General features: G+C 47.5%; 19 protein-coding genes and 1 tRNA gene. 11 read left to right on the top strand and 9 right to left on the bottom strand.

Annotated elements, in window-relative coordinates:
* The first annotated feature begins 87 nt into the window (after nucleotides 1-87).
* Together ABWV55_RS08595 and ABWV55_RS08590 are read left to right on the top strand one after the other, a co-directional pair.
* Nucleotides 88-315: a DNA-directed RNA polymerase subunit omega gene (locus ABWV55_RS08595; protein ID WP_353291646.1), complete on the top strand. Its 228-nt coding sequence runs from the start codon at nucleotides 88-90 to the stop codon at nucleotides 313-315.
* A 9-nt stretch (nucleotides 316-324) separates the two neighbouring features.
* Entirely contained in the window at nucleotides 325-702 is a 378-nt protein-coding gene (locus ABWV55_RS08590) for a DUF1818 family protein (RefSeq protein WP_353291645.1), read from the top strand.
* 252 nt (nucleotides 703-954) lie between these two features.
* On the opposite strand, the gene murD is transcribed toward ABWV55_RS08590, so the two are convergent.
* The 4 genes from murD to ABWV55_RS08570 form a co-directional block, all read right to left on the bottom strand.
* Nucleotides 955-2,343: a UDP-N-acetylmuramoyl-L-alanine--D-glutamate ligase gene (murD, locus tag ABWV55_RS08585; protein ID WP_353291644.1), complete on the bottom strand. Its 1,389-nt coding sequence runs from the start codon at nucleotides 2,341-2,343 to the stop codon at nucleotides 955-957.
* A 23-nt stretch (nucleotides 2,344-2,366) separates the two neighbouring features.
* A tRNA-Val gene (locus ABWV55_RS08580) sits at nucleotides 2,367-2,438 on the bottom strand.
* 476 nt (nucleotides 2,439-2,914) lie between these two features.
* Entirely contained in the window at nucleotides 2,915-3,061 is a 147-nt protein-coding gene (locus tag ABWV55_RS08575) for a hypothetical protein (protein WP_353291643.1), read from the bottom strand.
* 158 nt (nucleotides 3,062-3,219) lie between these two features.
* The gene (locus tag ABWV55_RS08570; RefSeq protein ID WP_353291642.1) at nucleotides 3,220-3,720 is read right to left on the bottom strand and encodes a hypothetical protein; all 501 of its coding nucleotides are present in this window, start codon (nucleotides 3,718-3,720) and stop codon (nucleotides 3,220-3,222) included.
* A gap of 106 nt (nucleotides 3,721-3,826) precedes the next feature.
* On the opposite strand from ABWV55_RS08570, the gene serA reads away from it, so the two are divergent.
* The 3 genes from serA (at nucleotide 3,827) to ABWV55_RS08555 (ending at nucleotide 7,240) form a co-directional block, all read left to right on the top strand.
* Nucleotides 3,827-5,413 (top strand): phosphoglycerate dehydrogenase, encoded by a 1,587-nt coding sequence (gene serA / locus ABWV55_RS08565; protein WP_353291641.1) that lies wholly within the window; start codon nucleotides 3,827-3,829, stop codon nucleotides 5,411-5,413.
* Between the two features lie 1,057 nt (nucleotides 5,414-6,470).
* The gene (locus ABWV55_RS08560; RefSeq protein ID WP_353291640.1) at nucleotides 6,471-6,770 is read left to right on the top strand and encodes a ferredoxin; all 300 of its coding nucleotides are present in this window, start codon (nucleotides 6,471-6,473) and stop codon (nucleotides 6,768-6,770) included.
* Between the two features lie 104 nt (nucleotides 6,771-6,874).
* The gene (locus ABWV55_RS08555; RefSeq protein ID WP_353291639.1) at nucleotides 6,875-7,240 is read left to right on the top strand and encodes a hypothetical protein; all 366 of its coding nucleotides are present in this window, start codon (nucleotides 6,875-6,877) and stop codon (nucleotides 7,238-7,240) included.
* A gap of 76 nt (nucleotides 7,241-7,316) precedes the next feature.
* On the opposite strand, the gene psbV is transcribed toward ABWV55_RS08555, so the two are convergent.
* Together psbV and ABWV55_RS08545 are read right to left on the bottom strand one after the other, a co-directional pair.
* Complete coding sequence (psbV, locus tag ABWV55_RS08550; RefSeq protein ID WP_353291638.1) at nucleotides 7,317-7,829, bottom strand: photosystem II cytochrome c-550; 513 nt, start codon at nucleotides 7,827-7,829, stop codon at nucleotides 7,317-7,319.
* Nucleotides 7,830-7,903: 74 nt separating this feature from the next.
* Complete coding sequence (locus ABWV55_RS08545) at nucleotides 7,904-8,863, bottom strand: ribonuclease Z (RefSeq protein ID WP_353292719.1); 960 nt, start codon at nucleotides 8,861-8,863, stop codon at nucleotides 7,904-7,906.
* Nucleotides 8,864-8,904: 41 nt separating this feature from the next.
* Between ABWV55_RS08545 and ABWV55_RS08540 the strand changes: the two genes are divergently transcribed.
* Nucleotides 8,905-10,311: a SpoIID/LytB domain-containing protein gene (locus ABWV55_RS08540; RefSeq protein ID WP_353291637.1), complete on the top strand. Its 1,407-nt coding sequence runs from the start codon at nucleotides 8,905-8,907 to the stop codon at nucleotides 10,309-10,311.
* A gap of 333 nt (nucleotides 10,312-10,644) precedes the next feature.
* Here the strand turns inward: ABWV55_RS08540 and ABWV55_RS08535 are convergent, their stop codons facing one another.
* Complete coding sequence (locus tag ABWV55_RS08535) at nucleotides 10,645-10,836, bottom strand: hypothetical protein (RefSeq protein ID WP_353291636.1); 192 nt, start codon at nucleotides 10,834-10,836, stop codon at nucleotides 10,645-10,647.
* A gap of 11 nt (nucleotides 10,837-10,847) precedes the next feature.
* On the opposite strand from ABWV55_RS08535, the gene ABWV55_RS08530 reads away from it, so the two are divergent.
* The 4 genes from ABWV55_RS08530 to ABWV55_RS08515 all read left to right on the top strand — a co-directional run bounded on the left by ABWV55_RS08530 (nucleotide 10,848) and on the right by ABWV55_RS08515 (nucleotide 13,328).
* Nucleotides 10,848-10,997 (top strand): hypothetical protein, encoded by a 150-nt coding sequence (locus tag ABWV55_RS08530; RefSeq protein ID WP_353291635.1) that lies wholly within the window; start codon nucleotides 10,848-10,850, stop codon nucleotides 10,995-10,997.
* Entirely contained in the window at nucleotides 10,987-11,247 is a 261-nt protein-coding gene (locus ABWV55_RS08525; protein WP_353291634.1) for a hypothetical protein, read from the top strand. Before ABWV55_RS08530 ends, ABWV55_RS08525 begins: the two co-directional genes overlap by 11 nt.
* A 1,328-nt stretch (nucleotides 11,248-12,575) precedes the next feature.
* Nucleotides 12,576-12,731 carry a hypothetical protein gene (locus tag ABWV55_RS08520; protein ID WP_353291633.1) on the top strand — a complete coding sequence of 52 codons (156 nt, stop codon included), beginning with the start codon at nucleotides 12,576-12,578 and terminating at the stop codon, nucleotides 12,729-12,731.
* A gap of 282 nt (nucleotides 12,732-13,013) precedes the next feature.
* Nucleotides 13,014-13,328, top strand: coding sequence for a DUF3288 family protein (locus ABWV55_RS08515; RefSeq protein WP_353291632.1), 315 nt, complete (start codon nucleotides 13,014-13,016; stop codon nucleotides 13,326-13,328).
* 923 nt (nucleotides 13,329-14,251) lie between these two features.
* Here the strand turns inward: ABWV55_RS08515 and truB are convergent.
* Nucleotides 14,252-15,142, bottom strand: a complete 891-nt coding sequence (truB, locus tag ABWV55_RS08510) for a tRNA pseudouridine(55) synthase TruB (protein WP_353291631.1) — start codon at nucleotides 15,140-15,142, stop codon at nucleotides 14,252-14,254.
* A 65-nt stretch (nucleotides 15,143-15,207) separates the two neighbouring features.
* Between truB and ABWV55_RS08505 the strand changes: the two genes are divergently transcribed.
* Nucleotides 15,208-15,960 (top strand): class I SAM-dependent methyltransferase, encoded by a 753-nt coding sequence (locus ABWV55_RS08505; RefSeq protein ID WP_353291630.1) that lies wholly within the window; start codon nucleotides 15,208-15,210, stop codon nucleotides 15,958-15,960.
* Nucleotides 15,961-16,109: 149 nt separating this feature from the next.
* Here the strand turns inward: ABWV55_RS08505 and rpmA are convergent, their stop codons facing one another.
* Nucleotides 16,110-16,376, bottom strand: coding sequence for a 50S ribosomal protein L27 (rpmA, locus tag ABWV55_RS08500; protein WP_353291629.1), 267 nt, complete (start codon nucleotides 16,374-16,376; stop codon nucleotides 16,110-16,112).
* Nucleotides 16,377-16,397 lie beyond the last annotated feature (21 nt).

Below are 16,397 nucleotides of genomic sequence, written 5' to 3'. Positions count from 1 at the left end.
CCTCGACTTAAGAAACTGTTTCTTCTTTTAACAGTCTAGATCACTTGAGACGGCCGACTAAGCTGACCCACTATCTCTGATCAGCTTGTGATTTCAGCAAGAATTGATTCGAACGATTTGGCTAAGCGCGGGGAAAGTTTGATTCGACAATCAAGCAATCGATACCTCACAACCGTGCGTATTGCTTTTCGGGCAAAGCAACGGCGCTTCGACGACTTTGACGGACTGCTCGACGAGTCCAGCGTAAAACCGATAAAGCGTGCCATCGTTGAACTAAGCGATGAGCAGGATCAACCCGATCTTCTACCTGGCTGATGATTCACCGTGATTCTGCGGGAAGGTCTTGGATGGCGTTTGGCTTGGGAACCTTCACGAGGTCAATTCACCGTCCTTGTGGGTGGTGAAAATTGGGCCTTTGAATTAACAGAGTTCGAGTGGCGAGATTTAGTCGGTCTCGTGTCGACTCTGGAGACACAGTATTGCGCGTTGAAGGACCAACTTATGGTTGAGGAGTCGATCGAGCTTGAGCTTGAGCGTGGAGAATGGTGGGGTTGTCTGGCTGGTGATTGCCAGAGCTGGAGTCTTGCGCTTGTTCTAACGCCGCGCCAGGGACGGGGCGCAGAAGGGTTCTGGCCGGCTCCCGTGGCTGTAGCAGTCGTTGCAGCGATGAAAACGTTATGTGGCACTCCCCGTATTGATTAGAGTTAGGTTTGAGACTGTCAACCCAACGCGGCGCCATGGGAGTGTGCCAGCTCGGGGCTGGATAAGCAGGGCTAACGTCATCACCGGGACGACGAAAATGCCGAATTATTGAGATAGATACGTAGCACGCATTTAAGGTTGCGAACCTGATAGTTGCTCGTTATGTCAGGAAACCGCGGGATTCTTCCGAATTAGACTCGCTGTGACCCCAGTTTGGATTTCTCTCTTGAATATAAATGCATTTGATTCGACTCAGCTGGCCAAAAGATAAGGCTGTATCAACCGCCGGAAATGATTACCTCTGGCTTCGAAATCTTTATACTGATCCAGGCTAGCGCAGGCCGGCGATAGGAGCAGGCTGGCCGCATTGTGATTAATCGTGGCTTGTACCGAAATGGGGACAGCTTCATTGAGGTCACTACACCGATGTAAATCCCCGATGTAACCAGAGTAGCGTATGAGAACTTCCAGCTCCCCAGCTCCCGCCCCGTACAGAATCACCGAGCAGGCTTTTGACTTTAGTTGCGCTAACCAGCAACCGGCATCGCCGCGCTTGATCTGTCCTCCCGCCAGTACCACAACAGGCCCACTTATGGCTTTGAGCCCCACGGATGCCGCATCGTAATTTGTAGCTTTGCTATCGTTGAACACAGATGCAGTCGCCAATAATCCTAGTTGTTCAAGTCTGTGGGGTAAGCCAGGGAAACTCTTGAGGCCTAATGCGATTTCAGCAGGGTTGAGGCCAATTTTTATGGCAGCAGCAGTCGCTAGGAGAAGATTTTGACGATTGTGTACACCTGGCATTGCCAGAACGTCGGCGGTGAACATCGCACCTATGTCTCGCATATGAACCGTTCCCTCTGCATCAATCCAAAAATCAACGGGATCTAATTCGGAGTGCGGCTCCTCGCTACTGATCCAAAGACCTGATCCTGGAAATTTGCGATAAGAACGGAGATATGGATCATCACCATTAAAAATGGCTAAACCCGATCGCTCGAGCAAGCCGCGCTTAATTGATCCGTAGGCTTCTAAAGTTCTATGTCTTTCTAAATGGTCCGGAGTTAGGTTGGTCCAGATGCCGATTTGTGGAGCTAGCGTTGGGGCGGATTCGATCTGATAGCTGCTAAGCTCCATTATAAGCCAGTCGGGCTTAGATTTGCGCTCTGTGGTAATCTCCAGTGCTATCTCTGCTGCGGATACTCCCATATTTCCTCCCATGGGCGCCTTAATTCCAGCCCTCTGCAAAATGTGGCTTAGTAGATGAGTCACTGTTGTTTTACCATTTGTACCAGTGATTCCCACCCAGGGGATAGTGTTAAGGGCTGACCAAGCCAAATCTATCTCGCCGCGTACCTGAATTCCACCCCTTCTAAGGGCAGTCAAAGTTGGGTGATCCCATGGAATGCCAGGCCCAACCACTACTGCGCTCAGGGAGTTACGCCAAGGTACAAAACTGCTGATTTCAAGCGGGCAGCCCAGCTCAACTTGAATACCCTGTTTTTGAAGTTGATTGGCACATAGTCGGTGTTCAGGACCGTCTTCTTGTTCAATCACAGCAACAGATTGACCCTGATTGTGCATTAGTCGGGCTGCACCGATGCCTGACTTGCCGAGTCCAACGACGACTGTGAATGCCACTGAGAGAGTTCCTCGGCGGAAAGTGGGCGATACTGGATTTGAACCAGTGACTCCTACAATGTCAATGTAGTGCTCTACCCCTGAGCTAACCGCCCTCAGTCGACCGACCCCAGACCCCTATCCGGCTCGAGTGAACAATAGCAGGCAAACTGAAATGCCAACCTGATGTGTCAGCCGTCGTTTTTGATCAGAAACATTGCAAAGTACTCCCACGCATTCACGATCCCGAGACTAGAGGACAACCTCCAACGGTCAGCTCTCGGTCCTGATTCTTAAGAATCCGAAGTATGTTTGGCCGAAGGCATCGCATAGGTTCGAAGGGACTTTTCCAGGGTTTGAAGCGTGTGGAGTATGCGCTGAACCAGTGAGCGCGGCTGATTTATCGGAACAACATCGCAATAAACAGCAGTGCCGTGCGCGAAACCAGGTTGTTAATTGAGCGTTTCGGCACAGCCTCTCAACACATAAGTTTATATCCGTTGCAATTGTTATAGACTTAAGAACCCTCAACTGAAGTCCGAGTCAGCCCTTGGACCCTGATTCTGCACAGCTTAACCCAAGGCTTTTAGGGCTAAGCCAGGAGAGTCAAAGAGAAAATCCCTTGAGTCGACGGACGGGGTGTGATCGGTGCCAGGAGACTGCGTTCGCGTAGGTAGACAGAGAAGCTGACATCATTGAAGCACTCAGGCAATCTCGTCGCGATGCCAAGCAAATCCACTGGGTTTGTCCGTTTAATTATGGTTCAGCGTCTCTTCTTGAAAGCAAATGCTAAAGAAAGGGCTTTAGAAACAAGCCATTAAGCACGCAACGCTCTGTTAGCCAAACCAACCAGACTTCTGAGAACCTTGGGATTTTTGCGCCTACGAAAGTAGCTGTTCATAGAACGTTAAGACGGATTACCTGTTGTGGTCGGCTGCGTCGTATTACCTGCCAAGGCAATTCAATGCTGTCGGGCGTTTCCAAAAGCACAAGCCAACGTCCTTCCTCAAGCCGATTGCGCAAGATGCGTACGCTGTTGTCATCATCAAAATTCACACTAGCAGCAGCGGCATAGCTGCCCATCAGTCCTGAGCCCATCCCCAGCAAGCCGCTGATCAATATCTCACCCCATGGGCCGAAACTGGCAAAGGTCGTGAGGTTCGTGATCTGAGTAAAGGTGACTCCTGCAAGGAACCCAAACGGCATTAGCCAGCGTGCCATCACCTTTTGCCGAAGCTGGCGAGTGAGGTTGGGACTCAGCATCTTAACGCGATCTATGGTATTTCCTTCGGGTGAAATAGCTAGGCACTGTGTTAGGGGGACTTTGGTCTCCCTGAGCTGCTGGTTTAATTCCTCCACAGCAGTTTGGTCGGACACTACCAGCACGCAGACAGGCATTTGCTCACATTTAGTTGATCTAAATTCTGAACCCCACCCCTTGATCTTAAATAAGGCAGTGGATGTCAATCCCTACAGTTTTAATTAGGCAATTCTGTGCCCATTTATGACAAAAGTTCTGGTTTCCGATCCGATTGATCAGGCCGGCCTTGACATCCTTAACCAGGTAGCGCAAGTCGATCAGCGCATGATTTTAACGGAAGAGGAGCTAGTGAGAATCATCGGTGATTACGACGGTTTGATGATTCGTTCTGGTACACAAGTAACCGCCACAGTGATTGCTGCGGCAAATAGGCTCAAAATCATTGGTCGAGCTGGTGTTGGTGTCGACAACATTGATGTATTCGCTGCGACGCAGCGTGGCGTGCTCGTGGTCAACTCACCAGAGGGGAACACGATTGCTGCAGCAGAGCATACCCTTGCGATGATGCTGTCTCTGTCTCGTCATGTGCCCCAGGCTCATGCCGGGATGCGTGCAGGAAAGTGGGAGCGTAAAAAATATGTCGGCAATGAGCTCTATAAAAAAACTCTTGGAGTTGTTGGTCTGGGCAAAATCGGTTCTCATGTAGCCAAGGTGGCCCAGGCTATGGGAATGAATTTAATCGCTTACGACCCATTCATTGCTGCTGATCGTGCCAAGCAGATGCAGGTGAGGCTTACCGAACTTGATGCGCTCTTCCGCATTGCGGATTACGTGACGCTTCACATTCCACGCACAAAGGACACAGAAAATTTAGTGAATACCGAACTACTGCGAACTATGAAGCCTACGGCTCGCATTGTGAACTGCGCTCGTGGTGGTGTGGTGGATGAAGCCGCCATCTCCGAAGCGATCGATAACGGCATTATCGCCGGTGCTGGCCTCGACGTGTATGCCAATGAGCCTTTGGCGGAGAATTCCCCATTGCGTGCTGTCGAACGAGGGCTCGTGCTAACGCCTCACCTGGGAGCGTCCACAGAGGAAGCCCAAGAAAATGTGGCCATTGACGTAGCAGAACAGATGAGAGACGTATTGCTCGGGTTGCCTGCTCGTAGTGCTGTGAATATCCCTAGCCTTAGCGCTGAAATTATGGAACGACTTAAACCGCATTTGCAACTAGCCGAAACCGTAGGTTTGTTGGTGAGCCAGTTGGCAGGTGGCTATGTTCAAGAGATGGAGCTACGCCTACAAGGTGAGTTTGCTAGTCACCCGTCTCAGCCACTCGTGATCGCTGCATTGAAGGGGCTTCTCAGTGCGGCTCTTGGCGACAGTATTAATTTTGTAAATGCATCGTTGGAGGCGAAGGCTCGTGGTATTCAGGTCTTGGAGGTAAAGGACGAGACCAGCCGCGATTTCGCCGGCGGATCGCTGCAGATCACCACGCGCGGGGATCAAGGCAATCGCTGTGTAAAGGGGGCTGTTTTTGCTGACGACGAATTACGGATCACAAGCATCGATGAGTTTCCTGTCAATGTGTCTCCAAGCAGACACATGCTATTTACTCGTCACCGGGATATGCCTGGAATCATTGGCCATTTGGGTTCGATGTTGGGTGAACACAACGTAAATATTGCCTCCATGCAAGTAGGACGTAAGATTGTTCGCGGCGACGCTGTGATGGTGCTTAGCGTCGATGACCCAATTCCTGCTGAATTGCTTCAGACAATTACCACAATCGATGGCATTAAGGAGTCGCGTCCGGTCACTCTTTGATGATTTGGTTGCATCCACTAATAGGTTTATTCCTCCAAACCAGAAAAGTTACTGGTTTAGAAGTTGGGTGGTGCATGTATTTGGCTAGCTTCGCGACATAGCTAACCAAGGAAATATCTAAATTAAAAGGTATTGTCATTCTAGCTGTCTTGCCATAGTAATTAATTCTAGGCAAAATAGAATGATCTGCTGGCCGGCGGGTCTCGAGTCTTCAATTTCTAGCGAAGTATCCTCCCACCTCGATCGTACCAAATCAGGTTTCTTGATGAGGATTGAAGTCTAAGATAGAGGTAGTACCGTTAGCTCACAGTCTGGTCTAAGAGAAGTTGTTAGTGATTCTTTTGGCGTAGATTGATATACCCTTCAAAGCATATTGACAGGATTGATTGTTAGCTGAGATCCGAAAGCCGCCTTTGGCGTCAGCAAACAATCCTACCACTTGACTTTATCTTAGAAATGTTGAAAATTGCTCTACGGCCAGCAACGTCGGCAGCTGATTCGAGTCGTGGGAGCGGGATTTCTGGTATCTTATTTAAACCCAGATCTAAAGCGGTCCTAATTGCCAATACAAAAGTTTGGCGGTACTAGCCACGGCTAATAATGGTTGTTTAAGATCTCCCAGAAAAGTGCTTTCAGTTCACCTTGGGATTTTTTCAGAGCGTGTTAACGGTGACAAGCCAAATGAGTTGTTCTGAAACTTCTTGACGCCAGTGATTGACCCCTTGATCTTGGTTTTGAGAGTCTGGTCACTTTCATCGGTATAGGTGACCTCCACTCAGCGGAGATGGATCGCTTAGTAAATCAGGTACTCAGTTTAATAGAGGTCATTGCAAAGTTAAGATAGCAATAATCTAGAAAGCAGCGCAAGGCAGCTGGGACCTGCCGTAGACCCAACCCAAATGAGCCAATAATATAAGTCAAACTTATCGGAGCTACCGCTCCGATTGTTCCTGCCCCTCCCAGGGGCTGAAACCCTCTAATTTTGCCTTTATTTGCAGTAGATAAGTGCTGTTCTGCAGGACCGGATTACCGGAGACCTGTACGCATTCACCACTTCATGGCTTCCTATAAGGTCACCCTGGTCAGCGAGAACGAAGGTCTTGATAAGACCATCGAAGTGCCTGATGACCAGTACATCCTCGACGCTGCTGAAGAGCAGGGCATTGACCTGCCCTACTCCTGTCGCGCTGGCGCTTGCTCCACTTGCGCCGGCAAAATTACGGCTGGCACTGTCGACCAATCCGACCAGAGCTTTCTGGACGATGATCAGATAGAGGCTGGCTTCGTATTGACTTGCGTGGCTTACCCCACTTCTGACTGCACTATTAAGACCCATTCCGAGGAAGAGCTTTATTGAGCCTTCTCTTCGTTCAGTAAACGTTGGGTCCAACCACCTCTTCGGGGGTGGTTTTTTGTCGCTTAGCCATTTTGCATGACTAGAGCTCCTCTCTTTCAGCTGTTGTGAGCCATTCAGATGTTCATGATCTATTGGCCTTCGGTAGTATCCACACTAGTCCTGGCGGTCAATACAGCTTTCGGGTAATCGGTCCTTGTTGCCAATTGTTTGACCGAGAGGAATTACCTTGGCCTTGCTGCCGTCTGGCTTGGCGCAGCAAGGAGCCTAGTTGGCGACGGGTGGGTCGACGCTTCGTACCTGATATAGCGGCCCGCCGTTGCCCGTCATATTCGGTAGAGCTGTTGCAGCCCGGGTCTCGTCCCACAACAACCGTACTCACTCTATTTTCTGTGCGTTTTGTTAGCGAATTACAGGAGTGGTGGTACAGCCGTCACCCCCGCTCAATGAAGGATGACAACGTTAATCCCTGAAGATGCGTCTTGAGTAAATAAAAACCCCAACGGTTCGTTCGAAAACGCTGAGGTATTTAAGTTAAGCCTTGCAAGTTCAGAAGTAGATCTTGCCGCCGCCCCAGGAGGTTCCCTGCACCTTGGGCGATACCAGGATATAACCGGCTATTAAGCGAAGGTCTTCGTCATCAAGATCACGCATAGTTGGGTAAAGCTCTGCACTCCGCATACTGGGATGTATATCGGAGATGCTGTATTCGCCATCATAGGAGGTGGGATCCTTCATGTAGTCCACTAGCGCATCGACGTTGTTGCGAGCGGGAGTAGCTAGGGCTAAGGTCTCGGGATCAAGACCAACATTTTGGTTGGTCTTGGTAATTCCGCCAGCATGGCAAGTGCCACAGCTTGTATTAAACACCTTCCGCCCCGCATTTATTTCGCGGTCTGTAAAGGTCACCTGTGTACCGTTTTGATTCACTGGAACAGTTAGGGTTTCAGCATCCCACTGGACGGCATTAGCCGGAGGCGTGGAAAGCAAGCTTACTAGTACCGGAATGAGAACTAGTAGTCCTTTTAGGGACTGCCGCAGGGGGGGGAGAACAGAGACCATGAAGGTTGCAGAGGACTGACGGGTTTACCGCACCAAGCTCTTGTATCACGGGGTTGTGGCTTACCGAAGCCTGATCACAAACTGTTGCAGCGTGGTTTTACCTTTAAGGTGAGAAAGTCCTTGGCTAAGCAGGTGTTTGGGAAAATCGCTTGAGCTTCTTTTAAAAGGTCTTCAGGGGTGACTGGATTTCCTGGGGCATAACGCGGGCTGAGGTGGGTGAGGAGGAGTTGGCCCACCTTGGCTTCAGCAGCGGTCTGAGCAGCCATTGTGCTAGTCGAGTGTTGTTTCTGGAATGCCATAGCTGCTTCTTGGTGAGCAAAGGTAGACTCGTGAATGAGGAGGTCGGCTCCCCGTGCGAGTTCGACCGCCGCTTCACAGAACACTGTGTCGGTGCAGTACACAACACTGACTCCGGGTCTTTCTGGGCCGCAGAGATTTGTGCCATCAATTACTCGGCCGTCCTCAAGGGTGACGGTTTTCCCCTGTTTCAGTTGGGCATAGATTGGGCCAGGAGAAATCTGCAACTCTTGAGCGCGTGCGACGTCGAATCGCCCGGCCAAAGGTTTTTGCTCCACCCGATAGGCATAAGCCGGAACACGGTGGGTGAGCGGCGCGCAGAGCACGGTCAAGTCATCGTCTTCGTAAATAGCTGTTCTTTGGTCAGCGCAATCACGAACGCGATGCACTTTGAGCGGGTAACCGATCCGGGTAGAACTTGTACGGAGTACACCGTTTAGATAGCTCTCTAGCTGATCTGGTCCATAAAGATCCACGCCCTCATTGCTGTTCCCAGCCAGCCCAAGGCTCGCCAAAAGGCCGGGAAGACCGAAAACGTGATCTCCGTGCATATGAGTCACGAACACGCGCCTAAGCTGGGAGAGCCGTAGTTCGCTGCGCAAAAATTGGTGCTGGGTTCCTTCGCCGCAGTCGAATAACCATACCTCTGATCGCTGTGGCAGCCTCAGCGCCACAGCGGATACGTTGCGGGCCCTGGTGGGAACGCCAGAACTTGTTCCGAGAAAGGTGACCTGCAAGGCCGTAAATCCTCCGACCTCATGCTGCCATTTGGCCGGACATGAATGGACACGGCACACTGAAACGCTTTCAGTTGTTTGCTTTGCGTTTCGCTTCTATAGTCTTGGTGGGATTGACCACGATCTCACTTATTGGCTCGGCACAGCGTGTAATGCCGATGAAGCTTGATCCTCAAATGCGCGTGCTTCTGTACGAGGGGCCAAACCTACTGTTGCGAGCTGATCAGCAACAGTGGATGCAGGTGCATGGCCTAACAGGTGGGGTACGACGGCTTCGACGACTACAGCTGGAGCTGAGTCAAGTGGGATCTAGTGTTATGGCCGATCTTGATGGAGAACGCCGCCGCTTATTCAAGAACACGGTGCTGACGGTTGAGAACAATGATCCTCGGGGCATTTGGCTGGGGTCACGACGCTACCGGGGAAAATTTCGGATCAGTTTCTTCGGGGAATGCTTACAGGCTGTGAATATTATCGGCATTGAAACCTATCTGACTAGCGTTGTAGGCAGTGAAATGCCTCACTATTGGCCTCTGGCCGCGTTGCAAGCCCAAGCCGTCGCTTCCCGCACATACGCCCTTCAGCAACGCACGCTCCGGGAAGGTTGGGATGTGAAGGCTAACGTGACCAGCCAAGTGTACCGGGGCGTTGAAGCAGAAACATTAAGGACCCGAAAAGCAGTAGCTGATACGCAATCACTTGTTCTTGTCCATGGTGACAAATTGATTAATGCCGTCTTCCACAGTAGTTCCGGTGGCATCACGGAAGCTAGTGGCATGGTTTGGCGTCAGCAACTGCCCTATTTGCTGAGTGTTCCTGACTATGACCAACACAGTCCTGTTCATCGTTGGCAAGAACACTTCGCTCCTCCTTATTTATTCCAACTTCTGCCGGAAATCGGTGGACTCCACCGTATAGATGTGATCAGTCGGAGCGCAAGTGGTCGTGTGCGTCAGGCGAGATTAAAAGGACCACTGGGGTCCTTCGTTCTCACAGGACAGCAGTTACGCCAGCGTCTAGGACTCAGGAGCACTTTAGTGGAATTTGAAATGACTTCTGCTGCAGGCCAATACCCTGATGCACCGCCGTTAGTTTCGGCTCAACAGAGCCGTTGGTTATATAGACCCAGTCCCCAGTTAGTGAAGCTTAGTTTCTCAGCTAAAGTCCCTTCGCTGTTAGTTGCGCCGCCACCGCTGCCCAGAACGCCGCGTTCAACTGCTCAGTGTGTTTTATCTCGATGTGGGCTTCAGCTCGTGGTGCGTGGTCAGGGGTATGGTCACGGGGTCGGTATGAGCCAATGGGGTGCCCATGGTCTAGCTAAACAGGGAGCTGATTTTCGCACAATTCTTCTGCATTACTACCGGGGAGTGGATGTAACCCCGTTACAAGCACACCATGAATCCGCACTAGTATTGCAGCCACCTTCAATTACTCGCCGGCAGAGCTGAAAGTCAATTAACAGTCTTGCAACCTCCTCAACAATCGCAACAGCATTTGAACTTTTATCCATCTATGTTACGAATATTGATGGACTATCCCAAGTTGTAATTGTGTCAGCAACTTTGCGACTTTCTTTGAGCAAAGGCAATTATTAAAATTAAACTTGACGACGATTCAGATTATGAAGAAACACAAGTACCGAAGTGTGACTTTCGATTTAGCAGTCGAAGCTCTTATTTGAGCCAAACTTTTGTTGCTTATGCCGAGCTAGTTTCGCTAGTTTAGTTTCGATCTAGATGAGTATTTAGGTCGGCCGTTAAAATCTATACATTCATCATCCTTCATGCACGACATGGCTTCGCCAATTCTTTTTGATGCTGTGGTCCTGTGGCCACAGGGTCCTGTTTTCGACAAATTTTAGTCATGCGGTTATTGCGTGCACCTGCATCCTTCCGCTTTAATTGCACTAGATAGGCTTCAAGGTCCCTAGCAAAGCCAGCTTTAGGCACCATAGACGCAGACTCCGTACGCATTCTTAGATAAAGTGGAGGTCGCAGTTCTTGTTGCCTATGTGCCGGTTACCATTTTAAGTCCTCAGTACATGAACCTTGAGCCAATGCATCGGCAGCGGTCAATAGCCACCTTCTATCATCGTACCCAACTTCATCATCAGAAGGCTTTGCATGAGTATTGACCCTGTTGAGCGATCGCTTGAACAAACTTTTGAGTTAGAAAAGCTCGAACGATTTATTTGTGGCTGTCAGAATCTTGAACAGCTTCGTGAAATAGCATTGGCTTTAGCGCAGCAGCTGGCCCAACAAAAAGCTGCCAGTATTTGGATGGCCAACCGCGCTACTGAATCGGAAAATACCAAACTTGAACTGTTGGCAGAAGTGATCCGGAGGCGGCAGGCCAACACCAACGACATTAACGCCGCGCGATAGATGGTACAGATTAACTAAAAACGAAAGCTAACTATTGCTTATCTTATGGGCAGTTTAAGATATCAAAAAGTAATTTATCGTGTACTACGCAATAATTCTTAAAACGCAACTGTTTCGCCTTCATGCAGCGCTACACATCCGGGCATAACGAACCATTGTCTTGGTTAGATGTGCAAATATTTACAGTCATTTTATTGATTGACTTGAGACTCTAGATAACTTTATTTTAAGTCAATCAGTTTATGAGGACACTTCTAGCTCCAAAAAATCTTAGTACTAATTAACTAATATATCTGGTTTAACTCTCGTCAAGTTTTTTGCTTTAAATCGTGGAAGAATTAGCTTTCTTGCTAAAGAAATGGAGCAGGTTTGACTTGATCTTCTAAAAATCTAACCCTATCGAACTACCAATCTTTGCCACACTGTTAGATGTAGGATTAACATCGCTAGAATGATCTATCTAGAAAAATTCTAGTTAGGCATCTTGATAGGAACAACCTCAGCTAATCAAAATTTATATATTATTTAGCATTAGAATTGATTAAGGATAGTGATGCATCACTTGTCAAAGTTTATGAAGCCAAACACCTGATCATAGCTAAAAATAAAAGAAAAAAGTAAGAGAAGATTTCCATCATGTATCTGTGAATATTGTTGGCTATTTCAACATCTGTTTAGATTGAGTTAACTATTCCTATTCCTACTAGGCAGACTTGAGAGTAACTATGGACTCCATACGCGTCATTTCGTGGTCAAAAGTTCTCCCATATCCCTAATAAGTAATTGAGCGTTTTAAAAGCTTAAAGTTGTTTGGTTGAGCTCGATTTTGTATAATTTGAAATCCACAGAAACTCAATCTGCAACTTTTCTGATATTCATAAGCAAGAACTACTAATAGTTATTTCTTGCGATGCGATGGTAACGAGAAAACGAAGGCAGTCAAAACTTGAACGCGAAGCATATTTATGACAAATTAGGAAGCTACAGGGTTCCTTGTAGAATTGTTACCGACACAACCTGGAAAAATCGCCCTAGCTGTTGCCATAAACCTCTGGTAAAGCTGTAACAAATAAAATCTTCACACATGTTAGCAAGTTTTTGCCTAGGTTGGTTGGAATGCATCTTTAATACTAACTATGATGGCTTTTATAAGTTTCCTTTTTATTGCTTAGATTGTGGGCTAACGATAATAGCCATTAATAAGTCCAGCGCATCAAAATTAGTTTGCTGTAGCTAATGATGTCCTTCTCGTAGGTGAGGGATCTCAGTTATCTCGTGTTGCAACGCAGCGGCATTCCTAAATTTTGTTTCCTGTGGAGCTTCTAATCGTGCAATCACCTGACAAAACTGAACGTTTCATGGATGCGGCGAAACGGCGTGCTTATGAGGTTATTAACGAAACCAATCCAAAATTGACATCGTTAGAGAAAGGTTATTGGCTAGCGCTTAGGCATCGGTATGGAAAAGAGGGCTGTGTCAATTAATGCTCTTAACCGTTAGGTGAGGAAATAGGAGGTTAAGTACGAACATTCTTTTCAAGAACTTACTTCAATTTCTGACAGTTAACTTACGGTTAGATTGAATCACTGTAGAAATTAGTATGTGATGTCAGCAAAATAATTTTGCTGCCGAACTCTCGTTTTATTTACTTGATGTTGCATTTATTTGCAAGTCAGCGCATTTTGATTTGACTATACTTTGACCATTCTATATTTCATAATCTACCTCTTGAATAACAAGCTATCTTTACAAGAATTTCGATTAAGATGAGCGAAGACACGTCACAAGTCCATCCTCTGTACACCACGGATCGTAATGAAGTTGATGCTTTACTTAGGCACCAGGATGATCCAGGGCCAGAACAATTGACAACAGCTGGGCGACTATCTATTCGTTACAGCGATTTCCCCGGCGCTGTAGATATCAAACAGGACCTCCGAAAGGTCATGGCAGCCTGGGGATTAAAGCGCGCTGATCTAAATGCGAAATGTCGAGAGATTTGGTCAAGTGGTTGGCGACCTGGTCAACAGATTGATTCTGATGTTGGTTCTGGAGCCGATGTTGATGATCGTGAGATTTAATCACAACAACTTCAAGAAGTTAAAGTTAGTTAATGTATTAATGTGTATATAGAAAATATGAGTAACAGAAGTATCAATGAGGCTATCTTTTCCCTTTGGTCGTACGATATTTAGACTAACTGTAATATCACTGTTCTAATTACTAACTAAATTGAGCTCAATATATTTACTCAGAGATTACTGACACTGAACTTTAAGTTATCAGCTATTCAATATGCTGGAGTTCAAAGGTTGTTGATGAGATTTTCGAATCAATCTAATGTCAATGAAAAAGGTGATGATGTTGCAAAGCCATTGTTAATAGCAGTTGTATGATCCTGATCATCTGTTAGTTGACTCATGGTGGAAGCTCATACTGGTTACAAAGTTTAAAGAAATCGCGCTTGAAAAGTCAGGTTTTTTGATAAGATTTAGGGATTAATTCGTTAGCGATAGTTGCTAAGAAGTTAGTCTACTTTCTTGTACCTCTCGTCCACACGTTTGGCGGAAACCTTAGCAATTTTAATGACTTATACCATTCTAATGATATTTAATTTCTAGATTTTGGACAAGTTCTAGGTTGATATTAACACCACAGATATAATTGAGATTGTTGAAGACATCGGCAATACTAGCATTTTTGAAAGTGCTAGTATTGCCGATGAAACATATTAGCGTTAGATCGATGTTCAAAGTGATATCCTTCTGGCTGTACATGTCTTAATCTTACATCCGTAGGCAAAACCTCTAAAGCTTCAAATAGGTTAAAATGATCACAGTTTTTCGCTAATTAGTCTGCAGCCATCTGCACTAATCTCCATTAAAAGCCCTTTACTTTCATTGCCTTAGTCCACTTGGTCTACGATACCACTCTGTTATGACTAACTATTAGAGCACAGTAAAAATGTCAGTCATGTAGGAAGTCTGCCAAAACTTTAAGGGTTTTATCCGATTGCATCGAACACAACTTTAGGCTGGAGTTGTTGATTTGGTTCACACAAACCCATGCCTGCCATGCTGCCATCGGAATTACAAACCACTACAACGTCACCGTTATTAAAGCTCCCACTTGTAGTGAGACGCTTACCACAGCGCCAGTCCATTTCCTCCTTATTAGTCATAGCGTATTTCGGCAGCCTCCACAAAACGTGAAGCGGCGACAAGGGACGTGGAAGCGGTGTGTCTAGCTCTGGTAGGGGATGGGCCTGCTTCAGATCAAAACCGAGGGCCTGAGTACGTGTGAGTTCTGCAAGGCATCCTCCGCAGCCCAGCAATTCTCCCAGATCTCTAGCCAGTGCGCGAATGTATGTCCCGGCTGAACAGCGAACCTCTATGGTTAAGCGGCCCGATGCTGCGTTCCAGTGAATTAAATTGAGTTGCTCAATGGTCACCATTCTTAGAGGCAGTTTCATAAATTCGCCACGGCGAGCTCTCATGTGGGCTCGTTTACCGCTGATATGAACAGCAGAGATTCGGGGAGGCCGTTGTTGTATCGTTCCCCGAAATTGGGCAAGGGCATCAATTAAGCTGGTCTGATCCAGTTTGGGCCATTGATCTATCTTTAGGATCTCACCTTGAAGGTCATCACTACTGGTACGTATTCCTAGTTGAATCACACCTCGATAGTCTTTTTCGCCAGGCATGTAAGGAAAAAGACGGGTTGCTAGACCAAGGGCTACTGGTAAAACTCCTGTCACAGCAGGGTCGAGTGTACCGCCGTGGCCAACTCGTTTAAGGCCATAACAACGGCGTAGGCGGCTGATGCAGGCGTGAGATGTAAAACCGGCAGGTTTGTCAATAACTACGAAACCAAAGGGACCTTCCAGAGGGGGCATTGGCAGAAGTGGAAGGCGATGAGTTCAGACTGTTACGTCCCCGAGAATAGAGGACCGGCAATTCCATGCAACAGCTACGCGGCAGTCAGGATGTAGACGTAAATGCCTTCCTTCGGGACGGCTTGGACGTCAAGACCCACCTCACTCGTTATTTGACTTTGTCACTAGAGGAGTTAGAGAAGCTCCTACCCAAAAGCATGGATAATCTGGCAGCCTTGCATCCAGGCCCACTCAGATCCAAAGATGCCACGGAATTCTATGAAAACACTGTAGGGACAGGCCATCTGCTTGAACTAGCGGCTTGGCATCTTTCTAGTTCCGACTACATAGCCGACACCTTAAGACTTCAGGGGATGATGGCGCGGGGCCAAGTGCTTGACTTTGGCGGCGGGATTGGAACCCATGCTCTTTCAGCAGCCACTCTGCCAGAGGTTGACCATGTGTGGTTTGTAGATTTAAATCCTCATAATCAGGCGTTTGTGCAACAACGAGCTCAGGCATTAGGATTAAGTCATAAGCTATCTGTGCATAGAGACTTACACAGTACGGCTGATATGTGCTTCGATACAGTGGTGTGCTTAGATGTTCTCGAACATTTGCCTAATCCATCAGCGCAACTATTGGAATTCCATCAGCGAATGGCGCCTGACGCAATCGCTTTACTTAACTGGTATTTCTTTAAGGGTTATAACGGTGAATATCCTTTTCATTTTGACGATTCGGCCCTTGTAAATTGTTTCTTTCGCACGCTGCAAGGGCAGTTTCTCGAGTTATTTCACCCTCTATTGATTACCGCACGACTGTACGGAAAGGTCTGAATAAACTATCATAATTTATGAGGGTTGCCTTAAGATCAATCAAGAATTTATAAGCCTGTGCAAAGTGCCGAGGTTAAAGCTAACTGAGTAGTGATGTTTAAATTTAAATTTTGCTTGAACCAAGAACCTCAACTCAAGCCTCGAGTTAATCACGCAGTGGCTGTGATGCTGATGCGTTTGCGATTGTGCAGTCTGCGCTTAACGGTTTCGAATTTTACAAAACCATCAATCAAAGCGAATAGAGTATCGTCCCTGCCCCTACCCACATTGATCCCAGGCAGTATTGATGTACCGCGCTGACGGATTAAAATAGAACCGGCGGAGACGGGCTCTCCACCGTACGCTTTAACGCCGAGACGCTTAGAATTGGAGTCGCGGCCATTGCGAGTTGAACCTGTTCCTTTCTTGTGAGCCATAGGTAATAAAAGTTTAGCAAC

It is taken from the genome of Synechococcus sp. M16CYN (assembly GCF_040371545.1).
Taxonomy (GTDB): domain Bacteria; phylum Cyanobacteriota; class Cyanobacteriia; order PCC-6307; family Cyanobiaceae; genus Parasynechococcus.
This window is presented reverse-complemented; position numbering and strand designations above follow the sequence as displayed.

Bases quoted from the DNA above. Each gene is read 5' to 3' on its own strand.
- ABWV55_RS08570 (WP_353291642.1), bottom strand. From the start codon at position 3,720: ATGCCTGTCTGCGTGCTGGTAGTGTCCGACCAAACTGCTGTGGAGGAA.
- serA (WP_353291641.1), top strand. From the start codon at position 3,827: ATGACAAAAGTTCTGGTTTCCGATCCGATTGATCAGGCCGGCCTTGAC.
- ABWV55_RS08560 (WP_353291640.1), top strand. From the start codon at position 6,471: ATGGCTTCCTATAAGGTCACCCTGGTCAGCGAGAACGAAGGTCTTGAT.
- psbV (WP_353291638.1), bottom strand. From the start codon at position 7,829: ATGGTCTCTGTTCTCCCCCCCCTGCGGCAGTCCCTAAAAGGACTACTA.
- ABWV55_RS08540 (WP_353291637.1), top strand. From the start codon at position 8,905: ATGAATGGACACGGCACACTGAAACGCTTTCAGTTGTTTGCTTTGCGT.
- ABWV55_RS08535 (WP_353291636.1), bottom strand. From the start codon at position 10,836: ATGCGTACGGAGTCTGCGTCTATGGTGCCTAAAGCTGGCTTTGCTAGG.
- ABWV55_RS08525 (WP_353291634.1), top strand. From the start codon at position 10,987: ATGAGTATTGACCCTGTTGAGCGATCGCTTGAACAAACTTTTGAGTTA.
- ABWV55_RS08515 (WP_353291632.1), top strand. From the start codon at position 13,014: ATGAGCGAAGACACGTCACAAGTCCATCCTCTGTACACCACGGATCGT.
- truB (WP_353291631.1), bottom strand. From the start codon at position 15,142: ATGCCCCCTCTGGAAGGTCCCTTTGGTTTCGTAGTTATTGACAAACCT.
- ABWV55_RS08505 (WP_353291630.1), top strand. From the start codon at position 15,208: ATGCAACAGCTACGCGGCAGTCAGGATGTAGACGTAAATGCCTTCCTT.
- rpmA (WP_353291629.1), bottom strand. From the start codon at position 16,376: ATGGCTCACAAGAAAGGAACAGGTTCAACTCGCAATGGCCGCGACTCC.